The organism is Deinococcus radiodurans R1 = ATCC 13939 = DSM 20539 (assembly GCF_000008565.1).
Lineage (GTDB): Bacteria > Deinococcota > Deinococci > Deinococcales > Deinococcaceae > Deinococcus > Deinococcus radiodurans.
Genome location: NC_001264.1, coordinates 283,148 through 308,593 on the forward strand (window position 1 = coordinate 283,148; position 25,446 = coordinate 308,593).

20 protein-coding genes and 2 pseudogenes are annotated in these 25,446 nt (G+C 67.9%); 13 read left to right on the plus strand and 9 right to left on the minus strand.

Annotation, left to right across the window (positions count from 1 at the left end; all coding sequences use genetic code 11):
- The first annotated feature begins 3 nt into the window (after positions 1 to 3).
- Complete coding sequence (locus DR_RS14915; RefSeq protein ID WP_010889524.1) at positions 4 to 1,551, plus strand: hypothetical protein; 1,548 nt, start codon at positions 4 to 6, stop codon at positions 1,549 to 1,551.
- A gap of 1 nt (position 1,552) precedes the next feature.
- A complete protein-coding gene (locus DR_RS14920) occupies positions 1,553 to 3,523 on the plus strand; it encodes an McrB family protein (RefSeq protein ID WP_162177736.1) in 1,971 nt (656 codons plus the stop codon).
- Positions 3,524 to 3,541: 18 nt separating this feature from the next.
- Here the strand turns inward: DR_RS14920 and DR_RS14925 are convergent, their stop codons facing one another.
- The 5 genes and pseudogenes from DR_RS14925 to DR_RS14945 all read right to left on the minus strand — a co-directional run bounded on the left by DR_RS14925 (position 3,542) and on the right by DR_RS14945 (position 7,408).
- Positions 3,542 to 4,138 (minus strand): FmdE family protein, encoded by a 597-nt coding sequence (locus DR_RS14925; protein ID WP_010889526.1) that lies wholly within the window; start codon positions 4,136 to 4,138, stop codon positions 3,542 to 3,544.
- Positions 4,139 to 4,214: 76 nt separating this feature from the next.
- Positions 4,215 to 4,937, minus strand: a pseudogene (locus DR_RS17185) (adenine deaminase C-terminal domain-containing protein); the annotation flags it as partial.
- Positions 4,938 to 4,997: 60 nt separating this feature from the next.
- Positions 4,998 to 5,438, minus strand: a pseudogene (locus DR_RS17190) (CbiQ family ECF transporter T component); the annotation flags it as partial.
- 19 nt (positions 5,439 to 5,457) lie between these two features.
- The gene (locus DR_RS14940) at positions 5,458 to 5,814 is read right to left on the minus strand and encodes an ATP-binding cassette domain-containing protein (RefSeq protein ID WP_010889528.1); all 357 of its coding nucleotides are present in this window, start codon (positions 5,812 to 5,814) and stop codon (positions 5,458 to 5,460) included.
- Positions 5,815 to 5,833: 19 nt separating this feature from the next.
- On the minus strand, positions 5,834 to 7,408 hold the full coding sequence (locus DR_RS14945) for an adenine deaminase (RefSeq protein WP_234944700.1): 1,575 nt from the start codon (positions 7,406 to 7,408) through the stop codon (positions 5,834 to 5,836).
- Between the two features lie 224 nt (positions 7,409 to 7,632).
- Here DR_RS14945 and DR_RS14950 point away from each other — a divergent pair, with 224 nt between their 5' ends.
- The 3 genes from DR_RS14950 (at position 7,633) to DR_RS14960 (ending at position 11,596) form a co-directional block, all read left to right on the plus strand.
- Positions 7,633 to 8,961, plus strand: coding sequence for an MFS transporter (locus tag DR_RS14950; RefSeq protein ID WP_027480153.1), 1,329 nt, complete (start codon positions 7,633 to 7,635; stop codon positions 8,959 to 8,961).
- 236 nt (positions 8,962 to 9,197) lie between these two features.
- Positions 9,198 to 10,622, plus strand: coding sequence for a nicotinate phosphoribosyltransferase (gene pncB, locus DR_RS14955; protein ID WP_010889531.1), 1,425 nt, complete (start codon positions 9,198 to 9,200; stop codon positions 10,620 to 10,622).
- A gap of 2 nt (positions 10,623 to 10,624) precedes the next feature.
- Positions 10,625 to 11,596, plus strand: a complete 972-nt coding sequence (locus DR_RS14960) for a bifunctional nicotinamide-nucleotide adenylyltransferase/Nudix hydroxylase (RefSeq protein WP_010889532.1) — start codon at positions 10,625 to 10,627, stop codon at positions 11,594 to 11,596.
- A 54-nt stretch (positions 11,597 to 11,650) separates the two neighbouring features.
- On the opposite strand, the gene DR_RS14965 is transcribed toward DR_RS14960, so the two are convergent.
- The 4 genes from DR_RS14965 to aceB form a co-directional block, all read right to left on the minus strand.
- Positions 11,651 to 13,222, minus strand: a complete 1,572-nt coding sequence (locus DR_RS14965) for a flavin monoamine oxidase family protein (protein WP_051618867.1) — start codon at positions 13,220 to 13,222, stop codon at positions 11,651 to 11,653.
- Positions 13,223 to 13,282: 60 nt separating this feature from the next.
- Positions 13,283 to 14,035 carry a c-type cytochrome gene (locus DR_RS14970; RefSeq protein ID WP_051618868.1) on the minus strand — a complete coding sequence of 251 codons (753 nt, stop codon included), beginning with the start codon at positions 14,033 to 14,035 and terminating at the stop codon, positions 13,283 to 13,285.
- Positions 14,036 to 14,164: 129 nt separating this feature from the next.
- Positions 14,165 to 15,886: an NAD-dependent malic enzyme gene (locus DR_RS14975; protein ID WP_197480519.1), complete on the minus strand. Its 1,722-nt coding sequence runs from the start codon at positions 15,884 to 15,886 to the stop codon at positions 14,165 to 14,167.
- A 78-nt stretch (positions 15,887 to 15,964) separates the two neighbouring features.
- The gene (gene aceB / locus DR_RS14980; protein ID WP_010889536.1) at positions 15,965 to 17,530 is read right to left on the minus strand and encodes a malate synthase A; all 1,566 of its coding nucleotides are present in this window, start codon (positions 17,528 to 17,530) and stop codon (positions 15,965 to 15,967) included.
- A 346-nt stretch (positions 17,531 to 17,876) separates the two neighbouring features.
- Here aceB and DR_RS14985 point away from each other — a divergent pair, with 346 nt between their 5' ends.
- From DR_RS14985 to DR_RS15020, 8 genes are all read left to right on the plus strand, one after another.
- Positions 17,877 to 18,062, plus strand: a complete 186-nt coding sequence (locus tag DR_RS14985) for a hypothetical protein (RefSeq protein ID WP_162177735.1) — start codon at positions 17,877 to 17,879, stop codon at positions 18,060 to 18,062.
- 239 nt (positions 18,063 to 18,301) lie between these two features.
- On the plus strand, positions 18,302 to 19,363 hold the full coding sequence (locus DR_RS14990; RefSeq protein ID WP_010889538.1) for an ABC transporter permease: 1,062 nt from the start codon (positions 18,302 to 18,304) through the stop codon (positions 19,361 to 19,363).
- Positions 19,364 to 19,432: 69 nt separating this feature from the next.
- On the plus strand, positions 19,433 to 19,936 hold the full coding sequence (locus DR_RS17090; protein ID WP_010889539.1) for an ABC transporter ATP-binding protein: 504 nt from the start codon (positions 19,433 to 19,435) through the stop codon (positions 19,934 to 19,936).
- Positions 19,885 to 20,175, plus strand: coding sequence for an ATP-binding cassette domain-containing protein (locus DR_RS17095; RefSeq protein WP_268741602.1), 291 nt, complete (start codon positions 19,885 to 19,887; stop codon positions 20,173 to 20,175). Before DR_RS17090 ends, DR_RS17095 begins: the two co-directional genes overlap by 52 nt.
- A gap of 174 nt (positions 20,176 to 20,349) precedes the next feature.
- Entirely contained in the window at positions 20,350 to 20,691 is a 342-nt protein-coding gene (locus tag DR_RS15000) for a hypothetical protein (protein WP_010889540.1), read from the plus strand.
- Positions 20,688 to 22,196 carry a hypothetical protein gene (locus DR_RS15005; RefSeq protein ID WP_234944701.1) on the plus strand — a complete coding sequence of 503 codons (1,509 nt, stop codon included), beginning with the start codon at positions 20,688 to 20,690 and terminating at the stop codon, positions 22,194 to 22,196. Before DR_RS15000 ends, DR_RS15005 begins: the two co-directional genes overlap by 4 nt.
- 87 nt (positions 22,197 to 22,283) lie before the next feature.
- Positions 22,284 to 24,452: a S8 family serine peptidase gene (locus DR_RS15010; RefSeq protein WP_034350664.1), complete on the plus strand. Its 2,169-nt coding sequence runs from the start codon at positions 22,284 to 22,286 to the stop codon at positions 24,450 to 24,452.
- Between the two features lie 213 nt (positions 24,453 to 24,665).
- Complete coding sequence (locus tag DR_RS15020) at positions 24,666 to 25,442, plus strand: LamB/YcsF family protein (RefSeq protein ID WP_027480149.1); 777 nt, start codon at positions 24,666 to 24,668, stop codon at positions 25,440 to 25,442.
- Positions 25,443 to 25,446 lie beyond the last annotated feature (4 nt).

Here is a 25,446-nt window from a genome sequence, read left to right on the forward strand (position 1 = left end):
GCCATGCCGCCGGACTCCCCTCTGGGCACCCTGGCCGATGTGAGCGCGCCGCCCGGCCCCGCCGCGCAGATCGTGGCTGAGGAACGCTCGGTGTTCCTGCCGACCCGCGAACTGGCGCTCGAAGTCTGGCTGGGCGAGCAGCGGCTGTCGTTTTTCATCAACGGCAACCGTGACCGCGTGCCGCACATCGAGCAGCTCACGTCGGCAGGGGTCAGCATTCGCCTGACCGACTGGGTAGGCCGCCTGCCCTTCCGGCTGGTCTACGAGGACAGCGAAGAAGTGCAGGAAGTGGTCGTTTACCCCGCCAAGCTCTCGCGCACGCCGGGCACCGCGTTTGCCGCCCTGGCGCGGATGGTGGCCGAGCTGCCCGAGTTGCAGCGGCGGCTGCACTTCGAGGGGGGTGACCTGCCCGAAGCGCTCAGCGGGGTGCAGACCCTGTGGACGGTGCCGCTGCGCGCCCAGGACCTGCTGGAGCTGGCCGGAGAAGCGTGGCAACTGTGGCAACTCGCCCGGCGGCAGCCGCGCCCGGCGCACAGCGCGCAGGCCGGACGCGCCCGCGAGCGCGTGGTGCTGGGCGGACAGGTGCCCGACCGGGTGGACTGGAACCGCACGCTCGACCTGTGGGGCCGCGGCGAGTTTCCGCACCACGTCGCCCTCGACCTGCCTGCGCCGCAGCCGCCGCCCGCGCTGGCCGCCCTGCGTGAGCTGTGGCAGGCAATGGAAGAGGCCGCCGCGCAACTCGCTCCTGGCCCTGAGCGCGACGAGGTGCAGAGGCGTTTTGCCCGCGCCCTGGCGGAGTTTCCCCGGCCTGACCCGGCAAGCACGCCTGCTGCGGCCCGGCCCGGCCCCCCGGCCCGCGACCCCCTGTCGCGCCGCGCCGCGCAGCTCACCGCCGAGGTGCGTTCGCTCACCCGGCCCACCAGCGGGCTGCCGGGGGGGCGGGTCCGCATGGCCGAGCTGTACGAGTTCTGGGCGCAGATGACGCTGGCGCGGGTGTTCGGCGCCGTGCAGGGCGAGCTGTCCACCACCGCCGACGGCCTCTACACCGGCACCCTCCGCAGCGAGACCGGGCCCCTGCACAGCGACGCAGAGCCGAACGAAACGCAGCCCTGGGCCACCGTGTCGCTCAATCCCCGGCTGATGTTCAGCGGCATCGGCTCGTCCTCGCAGACCTTGCAGCCCGACCTGCTGGCGGTGCTGGGGCAGGGCGCCGGGAGCGAAGTCGTGGTGGCCGACGTGAAATACCGACCCCTGGACCGCCTGGGCACCGACCACCAGCGCGAAATCAACGACCAGTTGCTGCGCTACATGGGCCTGACCCACGCCGCCACCGGGCTGGTGCTGTGGCCCGGCAGCGACCCCGAGGCGGACCTGGACGGCGCCGCGCCCCCCGACCCCACGACTGACCGCCGCCTGAGCATCTTGCCGGGAGGCCGCGCCCGGCTGGTGCGGCTGCGGCTGCATCCCCTCGATCCGCCGCACCACCTTGACGACGACCTGCGCGACCTCGGGCTGCTGCCTGAGCGCCCTGAGCCCCACCCGGAGAACTGACATGAACTTCACGACTATTTTTGCCCAGTACAAGATTGCCCGCGAAACTTTGGCCACCCTTTCTCCCGAGCAGCAAGAAGCGCTGGAGCGCGCAGCCTGGGGCGCCGACTGGTCTACCGATGCGGGCGGGGGAATGCTTTCGCCGTTGCTGCCGTTGCAGATGCCGCCGGACCCCGAGCCGGGTGGCGCGGCGCCGCCGCAGACGCGAGCGCTCGACTTTCCCTGGGCCGACCGCGCGACGGCGGGGCAAGCGCGGCAGGCGGCGCAGGCCCAACTGGTGGTGTTCGACGTGTCGAGCGCGGCGCCGCTCGGCGGAGAAATGCGGCTGATTCACTCGGCGCATTTTGCCGACATGCAGGGCGACCCGCTGATCGCCTACGCGCCCGCGCCGCACAAACTGGGCCAGCAGGTGATTCAGGCCGAGCGCGCAGACATGGGCCTCGGCCAGCTCACCCGCACCACCGTCTTCGCTTACCGCGCCCTGCCGCCGGGACAGGAGGTGCGAACGCTGGAAGCGCGGCTGGTCTTTTTGCCGCGCAAGAATCAGGTGAGCAAGGTGCGTTGGCTGGCGGCTTACGACCACCAGTTGCAGGTGCAGGGCGGCGAAACGCGGCATGTCTGTCAACTGCGAGCGGCGCTCGACCAGGAAGGCAACGGCAAGCGCAGTTTTCACGCCTCCACCCTGGGCAGCACCCAGCTCAGCCCCCTGGCGCTGCACGCCCTGAGCGCGGGCGGCACCCGGCCCTACGCCACGCTGGAAAACGAAACCGCCCCGGCGCCCACCCCGGCGGCGCGGCACCTGCTCGACGAACTGCTCAACCCGCCGGTGCCCGCGCCCCCCAAGGTCAAGCCGCCCAAACCTCCCAAGCCGCCGAAGGCGAACCGCAAGGCCAAGCCCGCGCCCGTTGCGCCGGAACCTGTGGAAGCCGCATCTCCTCCTGAAGAACCTGCCGCCGAGCCGCCCGCACCCGCTGCGCCAGTCTCGGAAGCCCCAGCCACCGACATTCCAGCCCCTGAAGTCCCAGCCACCGAACCTCCCGCGCCGCAGCCCGCGCCCGACCCCTGGGCCGCCATAGATGCCCGAATTGCGGTGGACGAGGACGTGCTGGCCGTGTCACGCGCCGCGCTCGAACGGCGCCGGCCTCTGCTGCTGACCGGCGCGCCCGGCACCGGCAAGACGCTGCTCGCCACGCTGCTGGCCGAGGTGCTGTGCGGCCCTGGCAACTTCACGCTGGTCACCGCCGACGCCCGCTGGACGAGCAGCGAGGTGCTCGGCGGCCTGCGGGTCATGCCCGGCGAGGGCCTGCGCTACAGCTTCGTGCCGGGGGTGGTCACGCGGGCGGCGCAGCGGCACCGCGAAAGTATGCAGGCGACCGGGCGGCCCCACGCCCTCATCATCGACGAATTCAACCGGGCGCATCAGGACGAGGCGTTCGGGCGGCTGCTCACGCTGCTCGACCCCGCCTACCGTTCCCAGATGCCGTTGGTGGGCGTGCAGGACGGTGCCCCCGAGGACGTGTTTTTGCCCGCCGACTTCGTGCTCATCGCCACCATGAACGACGCCGACGTGGGGCGGCTGCATGAAATCGGCTCGGCCTTGCAGCGCCGCTTCGTGACGGTGCCGGTGGGGGTGCCTGCCGGGGAGCGCGCCTTTCTGGAACGGAGCTGGGCGCACCTGCCCGCCGGAACACTGGGGACGCTCTACGACTTCGTGGGCAGCGGCGACCCTGTCAGCGACCGTGAGGCCGGGCGACTGCGCGGGTTCGTGACAGTGGGGACCTTTTTCATGGAAGAGGTGCTGGGCATGGCGACCGATCTGGGCCTCGACCGGGCGCTGCGCAGTCAGGTGGCGCCGCAGCTCGGCAGCCTGGGCCGCAGCGACCTCGCCGCACTCGAAGCCCGCGCCCGGCAGACCGGCCTCCCCAAACTCGCCGCGCAACTGGCGACGGCAGGGCAGCAAGCTCCGTTCTGAATATCCGGGGTTCAGCCCTCACAACAGGGTGAAGTAGCTGTCCCCCGCGCAGCCCCGGCACAGGGTTTCGTCTCCCTGCACCACCTCACGCTCGTTGACGATTTCCTCGCCGCAGCGGTCACACACGGCGCGTTTGCCGGCAGCACTGACGAGGGCCGCGAGGTCAAAGCGCAGGTCCACCGGCTGCACGTCGAACAGGTCGGCGTCCGGCCAGGTCTGGTAGGCGTCGAGGTACGCCTGATAGCGTGTTTGTCCCTCGGGGCGCCCGGCACGCACCCGCGCCCGCAGGTCGGTCTGGGGCCGCACGCGCACCGCTCGCCCACTGCGGGTGTCCACCACCGCAGCGGCGACCTTGCCGTGGTCCACGAGCCGCAGCGTGCGCCGCCCCAGCCAGCAGCCGCTGCCCACGCTCACACCATCGGCGAAGCAGCCGTCGGTTTCGACGAAGACCAACGCCCGTTTGTCGCTGCGAGGAAAGTCCAGTCCCAGCGTCTCCCCCGCCAGCAGCGCCAGCCGCACGCCCAGCACCTGACGCGGGCAGAGGTGGCCGTGCAGCGCGCTGCTGCGGGCGAGCAGGTCGGCCAGGCGCGGGTCCGGCGGGGCGTGAGCGGTCATTGGGCGCCAGTGTGGCGGACGGGCGGGCGGGCAATGGTCAGATGGAGCGCAAAAGAAGCGTGGGCAGAGGGCCGCCTTACCCTTCCCGGTCCAGCAATCGCCACGCCGTCACGTCGAGCAGGCCGCGCGGCGTCAGCTTGAGCGCCGGAATCACGCTCAGGCCGAGAAAACTCAGGGTGGTGACGGGATAGGGCAAGGTGCAGCCCAGCAAGCGCGCCGCCGCCGTCACCCGGCCCAGGGCAGCGGCGGCCTCGGCCGGAGGCTGGTCGGTCATCAGACCCGCGTAGGGCAGGGGCAACTGCTCGCGGACCTCGCCGTCCACGACCAGGACGATGCCGCCGCCGAGCCGTTCGAGCGCCCGACCCGCCGCGCGCAGGTCCGCGTCGCTGCCGCCGAGCAGGGCCACCTGATGCGCGTCGTGCAGAATGCTGATGCCCAGGGTGCCGCCGCGCAGGCCGCTGCCCAACGTCCAGCAGCTCGACCACTCGCCGCGCCCGTAGCGGTCGGCGACGACCAGCCGGGCGTCTCCGCTGCCCGGCGCCGCACGCCCGGTGACGATCTGGTCGGGAAACATCTGGAGCGTGGGCCAGTGCGCGGGCGGATCGAAGGTGGCCCCGTCCCAGCCGGGCCCGAGGTCGACGCCGCCACCGGGCAGGGGGGGCGTCTCGCCGCCGGGCCGCGCTTCCTCGCCGCCCACGAAGGTTTCCAGCACCCCGAAGTGTTGCAAGTCGCGCAGCAGCACGAAGTCGGCGTGATACCCAGGGGCGATCACCCCGAGGTCGTGCAGGCCCCAGTATTTCTCGATACCGCGCGCCCGCTGCGCTTCCCGCACGTCCTGCACGGTCTGCGCGACCACCGGAATAAAGCGCAGGGTGAGCGACACGGCGAGGCTCACCCGCGCCGGATTGACCCCCAGCCGGGCCAGCGGCAGGGCGGCCCGTTCCAGTCCGGCCAGCAGCGCCGAAGTGCGTGTGGTGAGCGTGACCAGCGAGGCGAGCAGAATCATCACCCCGAAGCGCAGGGCGGTGACGACAGCGGTTTCCCAGTTCGTCAGCAGCCCKTGCACGACCAGAAAAAACAGCAGCAGCCCCAGCGCAGGCCGCAGTTGCGCCCAGGTGGTGCGCCACCCCAGACGCGCGACGGCGTAGAGCGCCAGCGTCAGCCCCAGCAGCGCCAGCAGGGGACGCCAGTCATGCAGCATAAACACCAGCACGCCGCACAGCAGCAGCCCCAGCAGCTTGACGCCCGGCGCGGCGCGGTGCAGCGGCGAGTCGCGGGGGACATAAAGACCCAGCGTCATGCGGCTTCCGGTGAGCGGTTCAGGGCCACGTCATCCGCTCCCGGTAGACCCGCAGCGCCTCGGCGGGCGGCGCGTCGGCGATGAGTTCTCCGGCCTCGAACACCAGCACCCGCTCGAAGTCGCGCAGCAAGTCCAGGTCGTGCGTCACCACAATCGCCGTCTGCGGCAACTCGCGGATGGCCGCCGCCACCCGGTTGCGGTTGCGCAGGTCGAGCAAGGTGGTCGGCTCGTCGAACACGACGTACTCGGGCCGCATCACCAGCACGCCCGAAATGGCGAGCAGTTGCTTTTGCCCCCCGCTGAGCAGGTGCGAGGGGTGCTGACGGTATTCCCCCAGGTCGTAGCGTTCCAGCACCTCACCGATGCGGGCTTCCACCTCGGCAGGCGGGGATCCTCTAGAGTCGACCTGCAGGCATGCAACCCAGCAAGCGCGCCGCCGCCGTCACCCGGCCCAGGGCAGCGGCGGCCTCGGCCGGAGCGTGGTCGGTCATCAGACCCGCGTAGGGCAGGGGCAACTGCTCGCGGACCTCGCCGTCCACGACCAGGACGATGCCGCCGCCGAGCCGTTCGAGCGCCCGACCCGCCGCGCGCAGGTCCGCGTCGCTGCCGCCGAGCAGGGCCACCTGATGCGCGTCGTGCAGAATGCTGATGCCCAGGGTGCCGCCGCGCAGGCCGCTGCCCAACGTCCAGCAGCTCGACCACTCGCCGCGCCCGTAGCGGTCGGCGACGACCAGCCGGGCGTCTCCGCTGCCCGGCGCCGCACGCCCGGTGACGATCTGGTCGGGAAACATCTGGAGCGTGGGCCAGTGCGCGGGCGGATCGAAGGTGGCCCCGTCCCAGCCGGGCCCGAGGTCGACGCCGCCACCGGGCAGGGGGGGCGTCTCGCCGCCGGGCCGCGCTTCCTCGCCGCCCACGAAGGTTTCCAGCACCCCGAAGTGTTGCAAGTCGCGCAGCAGCACGAAGTCGGCGTGATACCCAGGGGCGATCACCCCGAGGTCGTGCAGGCCCCAGTATTCGGCGGGCTGGCTCGTGACCAGTGCCACCGCGTCGGCGGGGTGCAGGCCGCCCGCCACGCAGGTTCGCAGCAGCCGGTCAAGGTGCCCGAGTTCGAGCAGTTCGTCCACGCTCACGTCGTCGCTCACGAGCAGGGCGCGGCGTGGCAGGTCACGCAGCACCGGCAGCAGCGCCGCGAGGTTGCGGGCCGCCGAGCCCTCACGCACCATCAGCCACAGGCCGGCCCGCAGCCGCTCGCGGGCTTCCTCCGGGGTGGTCGCCTCGTGGTCGGAGTGCAGCCCCGCCGCCGCGTAGGCGAGCAGTTCGCGCCCGCCCAGGCCCGCCGCGTGGCCGTCGAGCCGTTTGCCGCTGCGGCGCCCAGCGTTCAGGATGTCCCATACGCCCGCGTCGCCGCCGAGGACGCCGGGGTAATTCATCATCTCGGCCAGGCCGAGCACGCCCGGCCGCGCCAGCATCTCGGCCACCTGCGCCGCGTCCACCCGCGCCCCGCCCTGCTCGAACTCGCTCGCCGGCACGCACGACGGGGCCGAGGCGTAGACCCGCAGGCCCGAGGTGCGCCCGGCGCCCAGCATCCAGTTCAGACCCGCCGGGCCGAGCACGTTGACGATTTCGTGTGGCTCGGCCACCACCGCCGTCGTGCCGTGGGGCAAGACCGCCGCCGCGAAACTCGCCGGGGTGAGCAGGCTCGATTCGATATGAATGTGCCCGTCGATAAAACCGGGCGCGAGGTACGCCCCCCGCGCCTGCACCGTGCGCCGCGCCCGCGCGGGCAGGTCGGGCCCCACCGCCGCCACCCGGCCCCCGGCCACCAGCACGTCGGCGGCGTAGACCTCGCGGGTGACCGGCTGCACGACCTGGGCGCCGCGCACCAGCAGGTCGCCGTCCTCTTGCCCGAGCGCCACCCGCACCAGCCGCTGCCGGTCCCCGTTCGTCTCGTCTCTGTCCTGACTGTTCATGCCGCAGTGTAAGAGGTCATGAGGGGAGGGGGTCATGCTGCCGGGGAGGGCGACGGCACCTCACCGCCTGCCGCACCGCACCTGCCGCGCCGCGCCTGTCACTCTCCCCCCGCCGCTCACCCACGGTCGGTTGTTCGGGACTATGTAATTTATTTCTCTAATGGCTGCTCAGCCTCTACACTTGCACTGTGTCCATTCAATCATTTGAGGAAAAATCGGTCCCCATGACGGTGGACCGCGTGCTGGACGACCTGGGCCTGGGCCGCTTCCAGTGGAAGCTGCTCGCCATCTGTGGGCTGACCTGGGCCGCCGACGCGATGGAGGTGCTCCTGATGGGCTTCGCGCTGCCCGGCATCAGTGCGGCGTTCGAGTTGCCCAAAGGCTCGCCCGCCGCGACGATGCTGCTCACCGCGACTTTTGCGGGGATGCTGTTCGGGGCGTGGTTCTGGGGGTATCTGGCCGACCGGGTGGGCCGGCGCAGCGTGTTTCTGACGACGGTGGCGCTCGGCGTGGTCTTCGGGCTGGCGGGGGCCCTAGCGCCGACGCTGACGTGGCTACTCGTCGCCCGCTTTCTAACGGGCTTCGCCATCGGTGGGACGCTACCGGTGGACTACTCGATGATGGCCGAGTTCGTGCCGACAGCGTGGCGCGGGCGGTTTCTGGTGTATCTGGAAAGTTTCTGGGCGGTGGGCACGGTGGTCGTCGCCGCGCTCGCGTGGTGGGTCAGTACCGCTTTTGCCCCCGCCGAGGGCTGGCGCTGGCTGCTGGGGCTGGCCGCGCTGCCGGGGCTGGTCGGCCTGATTGCCCGCATCGGCATTCCCGATTCGCCGCGCTCGTTGCTGGCGCGGGGCGAAGAAGCGCAGGCCCGCGCCGCGCTGCAAAAAGTCGCGCAGGCCAACGGGGGCACGCTGCCCGCCGCGCCGCTCGCGCACCCGGAGCAGCCGCCGCGCGTGTCGCCCGCCCAGCTTTTCCGGGGCGTCCTCGCCCGGCGCACGCCGCTGCTGATGGTGACGTGGTTTGGGCTGAGCCTGGGCTACTACGGCATTTTCTCGTGGCTGCCGAGCTTTCTGCGGGCGCAGGGGCTGGACCTCGGCGCGGTGTACCGCAGCACGCTGCTGCTCGCGCTCGCGCAGGTGCCGGGGTATCTGCTCGCCGCTTACCTGGTGGAAAAGATTGGGCGGCGGGTCACGTTGGTCGGCTTTCTGACGCTCGGCGCGGTGGGGGCGTACCTGTTCCTGCTCGCCCACGACGCGAACACGGTGCTGCTGACCTCGGCCCTGCTCTCTTTCGCGCTGCTTGGCGCCTGGGGGTCGCTGTACGCCTACACGCCCGAGCTGTTTCCCACCCCGCTGCGGACCACCGGCATGGGACTGGTCAGCGGGGTGGCCCGGCTCGCCAGCGTGGTGTCGCCGAGCATCGGGGCCATGCTGCTCACCGGCAACCTGACGCTCGCGCTGACCGTGTTCGCCGTGTGCTTCGCGCTCGCAGCGCTGGCGGCGTGGGGCATCGGGGTGGAAACGCGGGGGCAGGCGCTGGCGGAAACGGCAGAGTAATGCAAGTCCAACCGTCTAAAGCATTTGACAGAATGATCTGGTCTGTCTTTGACCCTCTCCCTTGATGGGACTCAGAGAGCCGCTTGCGGAGAGGGCCTTGCGAAAGCTTGGGGTGAGGGTGTCTTTTTCTGGCAAATGCGCTAAAGGCCAAAGACCCCACATGCCACAGCATTTCGCGGTCAGACGGTCAAACAGTTAGCCCGTTTGACACCTCTCCCCCTCCCCAAAGGAACACCATGACTGACCTCTCCCCCCTTCTGACCGACCTCTACCAGCTCACCATGATGCAGGGCTATTTTCTCAGCGACCTGCACCGGCAGCAGGCGACGTTTGACCTGTATTTCCGCCGCCTGCCCTTCGAGGGCGGCTACGCGGTGTGGGCCGGGCTGGAGCCGATGCTCGACTGGCTTCAGGGCTTGCACTTCGCCGAGGCCGACCTCGACTACCTCGCCTCGCTGGGGCAGTTCCGGCCCGAGTTTCTGGCGGCGCTGCGCGAGTGGCGCTTTTCCTGCGAGGTGACGGCGTTTCCCGAAGGCAGCGTGGTCTTTCCGCACGAGCCGCTGCTGACGGTGCGCGGGCCGCTGTGGGAAGCGCAACTGGTGGAAACGGCGCTGCTCAACACCCTGAATTTTCAGACGCTGGTGGCGACCAAGGCGGCGCGCTGCGTGCTGGCGGCGCAGGCGGGCGGCGGCACGGTCCTCGAATTCGGGGCGCGGCGGGCGCAGGGGCCGAACGGGGCCGTCAGCGCGGCGCGGGCGGCCTTCGTGGGCGGCGCAGTGGGCACGAGCAATCTGGAAGCGGGGCGGCAGTTCGGGATTCCAGTGTCGGGGACGCACGCGCACGCCTGGGTGGAGAGTTTTCCGACTGAACTCGACGCCTTTCGCGCCTACGCCGAGTTTTACCCCGACTCCACCACGCTGCTGCTCGACACGGTGGACACCCTCGGCAGCGGCCTGCCCAACGCGCTGACGGTGGCCGCCGAACTGCGGGCGAAGGGCCATGAACTGGGCGGCGTGCGCGTGGACTCAGGCGACCTCGCCTACCTCTCGCGGGTCATCCGGGAGCGGCTGGACGCGGCGGGCTTTCCCGACGTGAAAATCGTGGTGAGCAACGACCTGTCCGAATCGGTCATCTCCGGCGTGATTGCCGAGGGGGGCCGGGTGGACGTGTACGGCGTGGGGACGCAACTCGCCACGGCGGGGGGCCCCGGCGGCGGAGCGCTCGGCGGCGTGTACAAGCTGGCCGAACTGAATGGGCGGCCCCGCATGAAGCTGACCGGCGACCCCGCCAAGTCGAGCCTGCCCGGCACCAAAGCCGTGTGGCGCGGGTTAGATCATGATCACTTCGCCTGGGACGTGCTGACGCTGGGAGACGCTCCACATGAGGGCCTGCGCGTCAGCGACCCCACCAACCCGCTGCGCTCGGCCCGGCTCACCTCGCGCCTGCACTGGCGTCCGGCCCGCGACCTCGTGATGAGCGGCGGCCAGCGCACCCGCCCTGCTGAGGCGCTGCCCGCGCTGCAAGCCCGCGCCCGCGAGGAACTTGCGCGCCTCGCCCCCGAAACGCGCCGTCTGCTTAACCCGCACGTCTACCGCGTGAGCCTTGCCCCCGAAGTCTCGGAATTGCGCGACCGGCTGGCGCAGGAACTGCGGGGCCACTGACCTTGCCGCAGCCGTCCACGCTCAGCGGGGCCGTCTACGTCGGGCGATTTCAGCCGCCGCACGCCGCGCATGTCGCCAGTGTGCTCGCCGCGCTGGAGGCCGCGCCGCGCGTGCTGGTCCTGCTCGGCAGCGCCAATCTGGCCCGCAGCGTGAAAAATCCGTTCACGCCTGCCGAACGCGAAGTGATGTTCCGGGCCGCGCTGACGGACGCAGGGGCTGACCTGCGCCGCGTCACCTTTCGCCCGCTGCCGGACCGTTTCGACGCCGACCTGTGGGCCGCCGACGTGCGGGCGGTAGCGGCGGAGATCTTTGGCCCCGGCGCGAGCGTCGGTCTGGTCGGCTTTGAAAAGGACGCGAGTTCGAGTTATCTGCGTTGGTTTCCCGGCTGGCAGCGGGTCAACGTGCCGGAAACGCCGGGCCTGAACGCGACGGATATCCGCACGGCGCTGTTTGAGGGCGCCCCGCTGCCTGCTGGCCTGCCGCGCCCGGTGTCGGGGGCGCTGGGCCGTTTTGCCCATACGCCCACCTGCGCCCGCTTGCGGCGGGAATGGACCGCCGTGGGACAGGAACGCGCCGCGTTGCCCCCCGGCACCGTCTTGCAAGAGGAACGCTGGCTGCACGTCATGGACAGGCGGGTGTGGCTCGCTCACCGGCCCGGTCCCATCGGCCAGGGCTTGTGGGAATTGCCGGGGCGGGTGCTGCCGCCCGGCGAAGTGCTGCCGCCCGGCGAAGTGCTGCCGCCCGGCGAAGTGCCCCTCCCCGGAGACGCCACGTTCGACCACCCCGCGCGGACGCTGGTGACACGGACAGTGGCGCAGATACGGCTGGGTGCCCCTCCCGCCGGTTTTCAGGTGGTGCCCGTTTGCCTTGAAGTCGCCCTCTCCCGTCCCCGCCTGTTCCACGAGGACCACAGCGTCATTCTGGCGCGGCTGACGGGCCACGAACAGACCAACCAAGAAAAGCCCCCGGCCTGAGCACCGGGGGTTTTTCTTAGCGTTGTGCGGCGGCTTTAGGCCTGTCCTGTCTGCTCAGGCCTGACTGCTCGCGAACTTGTGCATTTCCTGCACGGCGGTGGTGGCCGCGAGCAGGGCGCCTTCCTGCCAGCCGTTCCAGTAGGAGGTGTGCTCGCCGGCCAGCATCATGCGGCCATGACGGGCGCAGAGGGTAGGGTAGTAGCGCTCGCGGGTGTCGGCGTTGTACAGGCCGTAGCAGCCGAGAGTCCAGGGCACGCGGTGCCAGCCCACGGTCACGCCGTTGTCGAACTCCTTGGCGGCGGCGGGGTGCAGCTGCGCGTTGTACTCCACGACTTTCTTCAGGCGCTCTTCGGGCGACATGCCGCTCATGACCACCGCGTCGGTGCCGAACATGTAGGCGCCGAGGACCACGCCCTTGCCGGTCGAGAAGTAGTTGTTCGAGGGGTAGGAGATGAGCTGGTTGGGCAGGTCGGTGTACGAGATGCCGCCGTAGATGTCATCGTCCTGTTCCCAGAAACGGCGCTTGTACTGCACGCCCGCCTTGAAGCTCGAGGCGTAGGGCACCTTCTTGATGGCTTCGGCGAGGTCCTTGTCCACGCCGGTCAGCTTGATCTGGCTGAGGATCGAGAGCGGAATGGTGCAGATGCAGTAGTCGCCGCTCGCGGTCTTGGTGGTGCCGTCGGCGTCCACGTAGGTCGCGGTGACCTTGTCGGTGTCCTGCTTGATTTCGGTCACGCGGGCGCGGTACTTGATGAAGCGGCCCACCCGGCTCTCGAAGGCGCGGGCCATGGCATCCATGCCGCCGACCGGCTCGAACATGGTGCTGCGGAACTCGTACCACATACCCTGGTTCAGGTCGCTCCAGAGCCGGCGCTCAAGCAGCGTGTCGAGGCCGATCGGCTGCGAGGGCGTGCCGGGTTCGAGGCGGGCACCGGGGTCGCGGTCATAGCCACGGAATGTGCTCGTTTCGAGGCTCTTGACGTAGCGCCCGTCCTTGTTGAGAAAACCCCATTCGTGCAGCGCTTCGAGCAGTTTTTCCTTGTCCTCGGTGGTCAGGCCGGTGTCGAGGTTGCCCTGGCTGGCGGCCTTGTTCAGCAGTTCGGCCACGTGCCCCTGCATGTCGGTGCGCGCCTCGGCCTGCCGCACCCGCGTGGGTTGCTGACCATTTTTCCCCTCGCGGTGGATGTAGGCGTTCCAGTTTTCCATGATGAACGGTTCGAGCTTGACCCCGAACTCGCGGGCGTAGTGGAGGTAAGCGTGATGGTGGCAGGGAATGCGCCAGGGGCCGGGGTTGATGTACAGGCCCCGGTCGAACTCGCAGGTCTGCTTGAAGCCGCCGAGCTCGGTGTATTCGTCGCCGCCGCGAATGGTCCAGCAGCGGCCCCCGGCGCGCCCGTTGAATTCGAGAATCTGCACGTCGTAGCCGGCCTTCTGCATTTCGTAGGCGCTCGCCATGCCGGCTAAGCCCCCGCCCAGAATCAGCACGCTCTTGCCCTTGCCGCCGCCGGTAAGTTGCGGCTTGGTGTAGGTCGAGGACGCGGCGAGGCCCATCGTGTTCATCATCTGGTAGGCGGCGGCGGCCCCACCGACCATGCCGACCATCCCCAGGAAATTTCTGCGGCTCATTTCACTCATGCTTGTTCCTGCCTTTGTCTCTGGTGGCGTTCGCTGTGGCGGCGCGGCGCATCAGCCCGCGTCTTCCCCGAAGGTCATTTCTCTCTCGACCGGCGGACGAATCTGCTTGAGGTCTTCGGGCTTGACCTGGTCCTGATTGTTGTTCAGCTCGGTGCGGACATAGTTGACGATTTTGGCCGCCTGCTCGTCGCTGAGGTAGTGGGCAAAGCCGGGCATCCCGCCGTTGCCGTTCAGAACCATGCTTTCCACATAGGGCGCACTGGCGAGCTTGGCGTTGCCGGCGAGCGCGGGGTAGTTGTAGACACCGCCGCCGCCGTTGGCACCCTTGCCGCCGGGCATGTGGCAGCTCTGGCAGACTTCGACGTACAGCTCGGCGCCGGTTTGGCCGGTGAAAAAGTCGTAGGTGCGCCCCTTGACCGGGTCCGCCGCCTGGGTCGTGCCGTGCGCGGGGTCTTCGGGAGCAGCGTTTTGACCGTTGGCGTTCTGCCCATTCTGGCCCTGGGCTTCCTGGCCCGTGGTGCCAAGGCCACCAGCGGCGTTTGTCTGAGCGGTTTGATTCTGCCCCGACTGGTTCTGGGCCGTCTGGTCCGTCGACTGAGTACCCTGGGTGGACTGGCTGGATTGAGTGGTCTGGGTGCTGGTGTTCTGGCTCGTCTGGGTCATGACCTGCCCGTTTTGCGCGGCGGTGTTGCGCTTGACCGCCGGGTTGAACAGCAGCAGGAAAATGACCCCGAGAATGACACCCAGCGCGAGGCTGAGCAGCAGGGTCGGGACGAGCGAAAAATTCCTGGGAGATGAGGACATAGGGCCTCCTGGTGAGAAACGAAACTCCCTGTCGACAGATGCCGCAGGGAGAAAGGACACGCTGTGACCGAGTTATACGCTCTTTGTCACATTTTTCCGCTTAATAGAACGCTCAGGTTGACGCCGCGCTCACGAGTGGTAGGGCAAAAACTTGGGTTCCCAAAACTTGCGCTCCACGAAGGCCCGCAGTTCGCCGTCGCTCAGACGCCGCACGCTGAATTCGGTGGCGACGCCGTCCTTGATGGCCTGCTTGATGACCGCCACCGCCACCTGCACGCTCGCCTGCGACAGTTCGTTGACCGGCGGGTAGGTGCGGCCCGGATGGTGCGCCTGAGTGTAGTCGGCGAGCGCGTAGGCGGCCTCGGTGACCATCTCGTCGGTGATCTCGCGCACGCGGGCCAGAATGGCGCCAAAGCCGAGGCCAGGAAAGATGAAGGCGTTGTTGCCCTGCCCGATTTCGTGCGTCTGCCCGCCGTGCTCGACCGGCGCGAAAGGGCTGCCGGTGGCGACGATGGCCGCGCCGTCCGTCCAGCGCAGGATGTCTTCGGGGAGCGCCTCGGAGTGCGCGGTGGGGTTGGACAGCGGAAAGACCAACGGGCGCGGCGTGTTGGCGAGCGCGGCCTTCACGATGTCCTCGTCGAAGGTGCCGGGGACACCGGAGAGACCGAGCAGCACGGTTGCTTTGGCTTCGCGCACCACGCCCAGCAGGTCGGTGCCGCTCCAGCCGCTCACCAGGGCGCGGGGCGTCGCCAGCGCCTGCTTGTAGGCTTCCATGGAGCGGTCGTCGGTGAGCAGCCCGCGCGAGTCGAGGACGAAGACGCGGCGGGCAATCTCGTCGGGGGACAGCCCTTCGCGGTGCATCCCCTCGCGGATAGCGGCGGCGACCCCGGCCCCGCCCGCCCCAGCGCCGTGGACGACGACCACTTGGTCTTTGAGCGCCTCGCCCTTGATGCGGCAGGCGTTGAGCACCCCGGCGAGCACCACCGCACCTGTCCCCTGAATGTCATCGTTGAAGCTCGGGACGACCTTGCGGTAGCGGGCGAGCACCTCGAAGGCCGCGTCCTTGGAAAAGTCTTCCCACTGAATAATCGCCTTGGGGTAGCGCTGAATGGTCGCCTCGACAAACTTGTCGATAAAGGCGAAATATTCCTCGCCGGTCAGCCGCTCGTGCTTGACACCGAGGTAGTGGGGGTCTTCGCGCAGGTCGGCGCGGCCCGTGCCCACGTCGAGTTCGACGGGCAGCGTCTTGTCCGGCCCCACGCCGCCCGCCACGGTGTAGAGGCTGAGCTTGCCGATGCTGATCGCCATGCCGCCGAAGCCCTGGTCGCCGATGCCCAGAATCGCGCTCGAATCGGTCGCCACGATAATCCGCACGTCGTTGAGCGGCACGTTGGCGAGGGCCTGCTCGGCACGCTCGATGGTGCGGGTGCTGAGCGTCAGGCCGCGCGGGTAGCGGTAGATCTGGCTGAACTTCTTGACCGCGTCGCCCACCGTGGGGGTATAGACGATGGGCAGCATTTCCTCGACGTGATGGGAGAGCAACGCGTAGAACAGCACCTCGTTGCGGTCTTGCAGGTTGCGCAGGTAGACGTGTTTTTCCAGCGCCGCGCCGCGCTTGGAGAACTCGCGGTAGGCGCGCTCGATGAGCACTTCCAGACTGTCCACCTGCGGCGCGAGCAGGCCGTCGAGACCGTGGGCTTCGCGCTCCTCGGCGGTGAAGGCGGTGCCCTTGTTGAGCAGCGGAATGCGGGTGAGGTTGAAGCCGCGCACCAGCGGGCGCAGGTAGCGGTGGCCGTCTTCGCCGCGCTTCACGTCGTAGTGGTCGGTCAGGGGCAGGGTCTTGTGGCTCATGGGGTCTTCTCCTGGGGGCAAAAAGCAGGGGACCGGGAAGGCAAGCGCGTCTTCCCCGTCCCCCTCACGTCAGCACATTCAGGCCAGCTGCTGGTAGCCGGGCAGCGTCAGGAAGTCCACCAGGGTGTCGCCCGTGGCGGTCTGCTTGAACAGGGCCGAGGCGTCGGCAAACTCGGCGCCCAGCTTGTCGGTTTCCTCGGTGTAGAGCTGGTCGAAGAGGCCCTGGTCGAGGGTGCGCCCGTCTTCGAGCGTCACGCCTTGCTTGAGCCACTGCCACAGCTGCGCGCGGCTGATTTCAGCGGTGGCGGCGTCTTCCATCAGGTTGTGAATCGGCACCGCGCCACTGCCGCGCAGCCACGCCGCGAGGTACTGAATGCCCACATTGATGTTGGTCCGCACGCCGGCTTCGGTCACGCTGCCTTCGGGCGCCTGAAGCAGATCAGTGGCGGTCAGACTGAAGTCCTTTTGCTTGTCGCTGCCAATCTGGTTGGGCTGCGGCATGATGCGGTCGAAGACCTCGGTGGCGAGCTGCACCATGCCGGGGTGCGCGACCCAGGTGCCGTCGTGGCCGTTGGTGGCTTCGCGTTCCTTGTCCACGCGCACCTGCTCGAAGGCCGCCGCGTTCTTTTCCTCGTCGCCCTTGACCGGGATAAAGGCGCTCATGCCGCCGATGGCCGGGGCGCCACGCTTGTGGCAGGTCTGGATGGCGAGCTTGGAGTAGTTCTGCATCATGGGCACGGCCATGGTGACCTTGGCGCGGTCGGGCAGCACGCGGTCGGAGTGGTTGCGCAGCTTCTTGATGTAGGAAAAGATGTAGTCCCAGCGCCCGCAGTTCAGGCCCGCCGAGTGCTCGCGCAGTTCGTAGAGAATCTCGTCCATCTCGAACGCCGCCACGATGGTTTCGATGAGCACGGTGGCGCGAATGCTGCCGCGCGGAATCTGAATGGTGTCCTCGGCGTAGTTGAACACGTCGTTCCACAGCCGCGCTTCGAGGTGCGACTCCATCTTGGGCAGGTAGAAGTACGGGCCCTTGCCACGGGCAAGCTGCTCCTTGGCGTTGTGGAAGAAGAACAGTCCGAAGTCGAAGAAGGCGCCGTAAAGCGTCTCGCCGTCCACTTGCACATGCTTTTCCGGCAGGTGCCAGCCGCGCGGACGCACCAGCAGGGTGGCCGTCGTGTCATTGAGCTTGTAGCTCTTGCCGTTCTGTTCCAGGCTGATGGTGCCGCGCACCGCGTCGCGCAGGTTGATCTGGCCCTGCACGCAGTTGTCCCAGGTGGGGCTGCTGGCGTCCTCGAAGTCGGCCATGAACATCTTTGCGCCGGAGTTGAGCGCGTTGATGATCATCTTGCGGTCCACCGGGCCGGTAATCTCGACGCGGCGGTCTTTCAGAGCGTCGGGCAGCGGGCTGATTTTCCAGTCGCCCGCACGAATCTCGGCGGTTTCGGGGAGAAAGTCAGGCAGTTCGCCCGCGTCAAGGCGTTGCTGGCGCTCCTCGCGCTTTTGCATCAGCTCGCGGCGGCGCGGCTCGAAGCGGCGGTGCAGCTCGGCGACGAATGCCAGCGCCTCGGGCGTCAGAATCTCGGCATACTCGGGCTTGATCGGCGCGTTGATGGTCATTCCGGCGGGCAGGTTCAGGTCGGTCATGGGGTTCTCCTGGGAAGAGAGGCGAAAGCCGAAGAGCAGTCCTTGCAGTTTTTCACTGGATGAACTTTGATTTCATTTTACAGCAAATGAGGCCGGCTGTTCCCGCATGTCCAGAGAACACAGACGGTAACGCGCTCTCTTTGGTTTGCCTCCTTGCCCCCGACGCCGCCGGGCGGGGGCTGTTTTGCACCGACTCCAAAATTTAGAGTGTCTCCTCAGAAAGTGGACGCACAATGGGTCAAGACTCCTCCTCTTTTGCTTCTGCGCTCCGGCCGCCGCTCGCGGCTCTTGCCTTTCTTTGCCGCCTGTCACCTTTCCCCTTGCCCAGTTCTCCCGAGGTTCCGCTATGACCCCCTCTACTCTGTCCAAACGTCTGTTGCCCGCTCTGGCCCTTGCTCTGTTGGTGGTGTTGCCCGGCTGTTCCCAGTCTGCGCCGCAGGCCCCCGACAAGGCGATTTTCATCCCGCAGGAAGCACAGACGACGGCCCCCACACTGACGCCTCTCACGACGCCGCAGGACACCGAGCCGTGACGGCGCGCCGCCTGACCTAAGCGTTAGGGTTTTTGTCCCGCTTTTGCCAGATGGGCGGCCTTTATCCCAACATCATTTGCTCCTTCCCCTGCCCTGACCCGGCGGGGATTTTTCTTTCCCCAGAGAAAAATGAGAAAAACTCATCAAACTTACCTTCCGGTCGGTAACATATTGACCGAGCGGTAAGTTCGTCTTACCCGGATCACTTTTCTTCCCCTCTCTCGTTCAAGGAGTCGTTTATGTACCTTGCTCTGCGCGAACTGCAACATCAGAAATTGCGTTCCCTGCTGATCGGCGGCATCGTCGCCCTCATCGCTTTTATGGTCTTTATGCTTACTGGCCTGACGCGCGGCCTCTCGCGGGACAGCGCCTCGCTGCTGCTCGACACGCCCGCGCAGTCTTTCGTGACCACCAAGGAAGCCGACGGCGTGCTCAACCGGTCTTTCCTGAGCCCGGAACAGGTCAGCGCCCTGCAACAAGACAACGAAGACGCGGCGGCCTTCGCCCAGACCTTCGTGAGCTTCAGCCACGGCGATAAACAGCTCAGCGGCGTGCTGCTCGGCGTGGACCCGCGCGGCTTTCTGGCGCCGGACGTAAGCGAAGGCCAGACCCTACGCGTGGCAGGCGGCGCGGTGGTGGACGAATCGCTGCGCGAAGACGGCGTGAAGGTCGGCGACGTACTGACCCTCAAGCCCAGCGGCGACCAACTGCGCGTGAGCGGCTTTACCCGCAGTGCCCGCCTAAACCACCAGCCCGGCATGTACGTGTCGCTGGCGCGCTGGCAAAAGCTCAACCCCCGTATGCACGGCACCGTGAACGCCGTGGCTCTGCCCGCCGCACCGGCTCAGGTCAACCTCGGCGGCGCCGACTTGAGCGTGACCAACCGCGCCCAGACGCTGCAAGTGCTTCCCGGCTACAAGGAAGAGCAGGGCAGCCTGACCATGATTCAGGTGTTCCTGATCGCCGTGGCGGCGTTCGTGCTGGCGACCTTCTTCTACGTGATGACGCTGCAAAAGACCGCGCAGTTCGGTCTGCTCAAGGCCATCGGCGCGAGCAACCGCACCCTCGCCGGCAGCGTGGTCGCCCAGATGCTGATTCTGACGCTGCTCGCCGTGGCCATCGCCGCCGCCGTCACCCTGGGCATGGTGCAACTGCTGCCCGCCGGGATGCCCTTCCACCTCACCGCCGCCAACATTGCCTCCGCCTCCGGCCTGCTGCTGGTCGTCGCCGCCCTGGCGAGCCTGCTGAGCGTGCGCCGCGTCGCCAAGGTAGACCCGCTGATTGCCCTCGGCGCAGCTTGAGCCCCTCCCCCTGAGGCTCTGCCCCGCCTGCGCCCCCTGCCCTAGCCCCCTCTCCTACAGGAGTTCCCCATGACTGCCATCCAGATGCCGGCCCCCCGTCCCGTTCCCCTGACCCCCGCTGCCGTGGCCGCGCCGCTCGCGGAGCCCACCCTGGCGGTGCGTCACGTGTCCAAGGTCTACCGCGACGGCGACACCGAGATCACGGCGCTGCACTCCACCACCTTCGAGGTGCGCCCCGGCGAACTGGTGGCGGTCAACGGCCCGAGCGGCAGCGGCAAGAGCACCCTGCTCTCCATTGCGGGGGCGCTGCTGCGGCCCACCACCGGGCAGGTCTTGATTGCCGGGCAGGACGTGACGCGGCTGAGCGAGCGCGAACTGCCTGCTTTCCGGCTCCAGCACATCGGCTTTGTACTCCAGAGCAGCAACCTGATTCCGTACCTCACGGTGCGCGAGCAGCTCACGCTGGTGCCCCGGCTCGCCCACGCCGACATGCGGCAGGCCGCCGCGCAGGCCGACGACCTGTGCGCGTTCTGGGCCTCGAAGCCCGTGCTGGGCACTATCCCGATGCCCTGAGCGGGGGCCAGAAGCAACGCGTCGCCATCGCCCGCGCCCTGATGAACAACCCCGGCCTGATTCTGGCCGACGAACCCACCGCCAGCCTCGACGGCGCCCGGGGCCGCGAAGTGGTGCAGATGCTCGCCGATGAGGTGCGGACCCATCAGAAGGCCGGCGTGATGGTCACCCACGACGAGCGCGTGCTCGACCTGTGTGACCGGGTGGTGACTATGGTGGACGGGCAACTGCGCGGCTGACCCATAGAGCGAGTTCGCCTGTGAGGCACGTCCTGAGTGGCGTGCCTTTTTCGTTTGCTGGCATGAGCGGGAGAAAAGGACCGGCTGAGAACAGAGTGTCGGCCCCTTTACGAATGCCCTGGCATATGCCAGATTGGGCTCCTTACACGTTCACTCAAAATTCAAGGAGACCACATGAAATTCAACCGTCCTCTTTCTCTGGCTCTGCTCTCAGGTGCGCTGCTGCTGGCGTCCTGCGGCAACACTCCGGCGGGTGGAACCACCCCCGGTGGTACGAACACGGGTGACACCACCAACACCGGCGGCATCAAAGTCAACCCGATCACCGGCACGGGCAATGCGACCCTCTCGGCTGATGTGGTGCGCTCCAACCGTGGCGCGGCGGTCGAAGGCAGCACCGTGTACCTGTACCGCACTGGGGACCGCAGCGCGCTGTCGGCAAGGCCAGCACCAACGCCCAGGGCTACGTCGAGTTCGCCAAGATTCCGGCGGGCAGCTACGACCTGGTGTTCATGAAGAGCAAGGCCGCCGGCTCCGAATTCGACGGCGCGGTGGCGAAGGACAACGTCAACACACGGCTGAAGATCGCGCAGTTCATGTCCGCCGATCCCAACGCTACGGCGGACGTGCCGCAGCTCAAGCTCGAAACGCCCACGGCTTTCAAGGCGAACGGCGAAGTGGATACCTGGGGTCCGCTGGGCAGTGGAACCGCGTTCAACGACGTGGTGAACGTGCGCGCCTACAGCGTGAAGAACAGCGACCAGCCGCGCGTGATGCGCTACTTCCTGTTCTCGCTGGTCAACATCGACAAGGACGGCACCTGGTCCGACGTGCGCCCGGCGGCGGGCCTGTACGAGCAGGACCCCGGTTACGTGACCCCCGGCGTGGACCCCAACAACAAGGGCCAGGGTCAGGACAGCGGGCTGGTCAGCCTCGACGCCACCGGCCTCGAAGGCGACGTGTACCTGCAAGTGGTGGGTCTAGATTTCAACTACAACCGCGTGGCTTACCTCGTGCCCCTCAAGCTCAACCGCACCAAGGCGGCTTCGGAAGTCGTGGCGCCGACCAACGTGCGTGCCATCGCCTACACGCTCAGCACCCGCATCGACTACCTCTACAAGACTCAGGACCCGGTGCTCGACGCGCCGACCAGCGGCACCAACCTGTGGGTGACGACCTCCTGGGATGCCCCCGTCACCCTGAGCGGTTACCGCGGCTTCCGCGTGCTGCGCTCGACCAAGGCTGAGGGCCCCTACAGCCAGGTGGCGTTCGCGGGTGAAGCCCAGTGCGCCAAACCCGCCGACGCCAAGGCCACCACCCGCCGCTGCACGGTGAGCGACAACACCGCCAGCCTGATCACCGACCAGGACTACTTCTACAAGGTCGTGGCAGCGGGCACCAACGAGGCGACCAGCGACGTGGCCCCGACCCACACCCTGCCCATCTTCCAGCCCAAGCTGCTCTCGCCGGGCAAGGACGTGCACGACGTCGATCTGACGCCCAACTACACCGTCAAGCTCAATCTGTTCCAGACCGGCGCGACCGGCGCGGTGATGAACCTGCGGGTGGCCGACTTTATTACTGGCGAAAGCTATGCGTATGCGGCCAAGCGCCTGACGGTTCGCAAGGAACTGGGCGAAACCCAGATCCTGAGCAACCTGCAAGGCACGAGCAACTACTACGTGTTCCGCGACTCCTACGCCACCGACAACGACCCCAAGACCAACAACGACACCGTGACCTACGACGCGGCGAGCGACGTCCTGACCGTGCCGCACCAGTTCGAGGTCGATTACCTCGGCGGCAACAAGGTGCCGCTGCAAGCCAACCGCCGCTACAGCTGGTACATCGACTCCGGCTACGCCTACCGCCTCGCCGACCCCAGCAAGCCCACGACGGCGGCCAACAACTACATCGCGGCCTACTCGGTCTACAGCGACCCCTCCGACACCGTGCGTGTGGTGCCTGGCGGCGTCAAGCAGGGCGGAGCCGAGGTCAACGATTTCACCACCCGTCAGTAAGCTCAGCGCCCCGGCCCCCACGCCCCGCGGGCCGGGCGCCCCTGCCTTCACTGCACACCTTCCCACTGCATGCCAGGAGCACTGCCGATGAAAAAGATTTCTCTTGCTGTTCTCTCTCTGACCACGCTGCTCGCGGCCTGTGGTCAGCCGCAGACCTCGCCCCAGTCCCCCGCCGCGAGTGCCCCCAGCGTGGCGGTGCCCCGGACCCACGCGCTCGATATTGACCCGGCGCAGGTCGTCACCACCAAGAACGGCGACATGTACGTGCGCAACCAGCTCGTCGTGAACCTACGCGGCCACAGCGCCGACGCCCTGGCCGACCAACTCGGCGGGCGCGTCCTCGACCAGCTTCCCGAACTCGACGTGGCACTCATCGAATTGCCGCAGGGCAAGGACGCCCGCAGCGTGGGCGTGGCCCTGATGCGCGAAGGGCAGGTGCTCTACGCCGCGGCTCAGACCGTGCAGCGTCAGATCGAGCCGGTCAGGACCGCACAGGACCAGCTCGGCGCCCAGGCCGTGAACCAGGTGTTCGACACCCTGCCGCAGTACGCGCTCGACAGCAACCACCTGCACGCCAAGGCTGCCTGGGACGCGGGCTTTACCGGCAAGGGCGTGAAGGTCGGCGTGATCGACGATCCGTCCGACGTGTCGCACCCCGACCTGCGCCCCAACTGGGCGGGTAAGGCCTATGACCCGGCCACCAACACCACCTACACCACCGTGCAGGGCTGGATCGACGCCATCGACGGCTTCGACGGCAAGGTGGACAACAAGGTGGACCCCGGCATCGAGCACGGCACCGCCGTCGCCTCCACCATCGCCGCTGCGAAAAACGGTCAGGGCATCGTGGGCGTGGCGCCCGACTCCAAGTTCTACACCGCCGCCATCTTCCAGCCCGGCTTTATCGGGGATTATCTGGTGGCCCGCTCGGTGATCTGGACGGTCAACCAGGGCGCTCAGGTCATCAACAACTCGTGGGGCGGCACCGGGTACTCGCCGCTGCTCAAGCAGGCCTTCGACTACGCGCTGGAGCGCGACATCACCGTGGTCGTCTCGGCGGGCAACTCCTACCGCGAGGAGTGGCGCAACCCCGCGCAGCTTCCCGGCGTGATCGCCTCGGCGGCGCTCGACATCAACAACGACAAGGCGGGCTTCTCCACCTACGGGCGTCACGTCAGCGTGGCCGCGCCCGGCGTGGACGTGATGCTGGCCTCACCGCTGTTCATCAACGCGGACGGCACCCGCAAGACGGGCGGTTATACCAAAGACGGCGGCAGCGGCTACCAGCTGATCAGCGGCACGTCCTTCTCCGGCCCCTACACCTCGGGCGTGGCCGCCGTGATTCTGGGCGCCAAGCCTGACCTCGACCCGCACCAGGTTCGCCGCCTGATGGAAGAAACCGCCGATGGCAGCGTGGGCAGCAACAAGGCGGGCTTTGACCGCGAAACCGGCTACGGCCTGATCCGCATGGACAAGCTCGCCGACCGCCTCAAGGGCAGCAACATGCCGCAAAAAGGTGGCGCGGGCCGCGTGAAGGTCGAGATTCAGACCCCCGGCGGCTACGTGCCCGGCATCCTCGCCGACGTGATTCTGGAAGGTGACGGGGCCGACGGCGCGGTGTACGCGGTGCAGACCGACTCGGACGGCTACGCCAACTTCGTGTCTATTGCCCCCGGCACCTACACCCTGCGCGTGGCGACGCCCGACCTGACCCTGACCGGCGGCCAGAGCGACGAGCGCGACACCTACGTGGGCAAGTTGACCGTGACCTCCGGCAGCGTGCTGAGCACCGTGGCCCCGCAGCGGGTGGTGCTGGTCAAGGGCGCCGTGGACCTCAACCCGGTGGACCCCTACGAGCCCAACGACACCATGGCCGAGGCCAAGCCGATCAGCTACGGCAAGATGACCGAGCTGGCCTACATCTTCGGCAAGCCGCGTGACGTGGACTTCTTCAGCTTTACCGGCAAGGCGGGCGACAACATTCAGGCCGACGTGCACGCCCGCACGGCCATCGGCGGCTCGCTCGACTCGTTCCTGGTGCTGCGCGACGCCAGCGGCAAGAACCTCGCCTACAACGACGACGCCAACGGTCAGGACTCGGTCATCACCTTCAAGCTGCCCGCTGACGGCACTTACTTCCTGGAAGTGTCGAGCTGCAACATCCTGTGCAAGTCCAACGGCGACGACGCTAGCAAGGGCCAGGACGACGACAGCCCCTTTAACAAGTACGTGCTCGAACTGCAACTGCTCAAGTAAGCGCCTTTTCCCTAGAGCAGTTCTCCGAATTGCGCGTGCGTCGGAACAGCACCGCCACCCGCTCCATTCTCCGCTCTGCTCCGTGTTTTGTACTCGCTTCGCTCGCCAAAAAGCTGTGCCATCTTTTTGTCAAATGCTTTAAACCTGCCCTGGCTGACCGCTGGGGCAGGTTTTTCATGGTGTCGCTTCCCGCCGTATGCTGTCGGCACCTCCATGACCACGACCCTGACCACCGACCTCAACGCCGATGCGGGCGAGTCGTTTGGCCACTGGCCCCTCGGCGACGACGCCCGGCTCTTTCCCCTGCTTACCAGCGTGAATCTGGCGCTGGGCTTTCACGCGGGCGACCCGGTGACGCTGCACAGCGCGGTGCGGCTGGCACGGCAGCACGGGCTGGGCATCGGGGCGCACCCCGGCTACCCCGACCTCGTGGGCTTCGGGCGCCGGGAGCTGGCGCTCACACCGCTGGAAATTCAGGCGGCGACGCTTTATCAGATTGGGGCTTTGCAGGCGTTTTTGACAGTGGAGGGCGGCACGCTGCAACACGTCAAGGCGCACGGAGCGCTCTACATGCGTATTCACGAGGACCGCGCCGCCGGGGAAGCGTTTTGCCACGCCGTGCAGCAACTCGTCCCGCAGGCGTATCTCATCGTGCTGGCGGGCGCGGCGGGGAGCGACCTCGCGCTGACGGCGGCAGCCCACGGCCTGCGCGTCCGGCGCGAAGCTTTTCCCGAGCGGGCGTACACCGGGGACGGTCGGCTGGCCTCCCGGCAGCTGCCCGGCAGCAGCATTCATGACCCTGCCGAGGCCGCCCGGCGCGCGGTGGGCATGGCGCAGGGCTGGGTGCAGACGCTGGGCGGTGAGCGGCTGGCGCTGGAGATGGACACCCTGTGTATCCACGGCGACAACCCACAGGCGGTGGCGATTGCCGGGGCCATTCGCGCGGCGCTAGCGGAAAACGGCGTGACGCTGGCCCGGCTGCACGACTGACGGG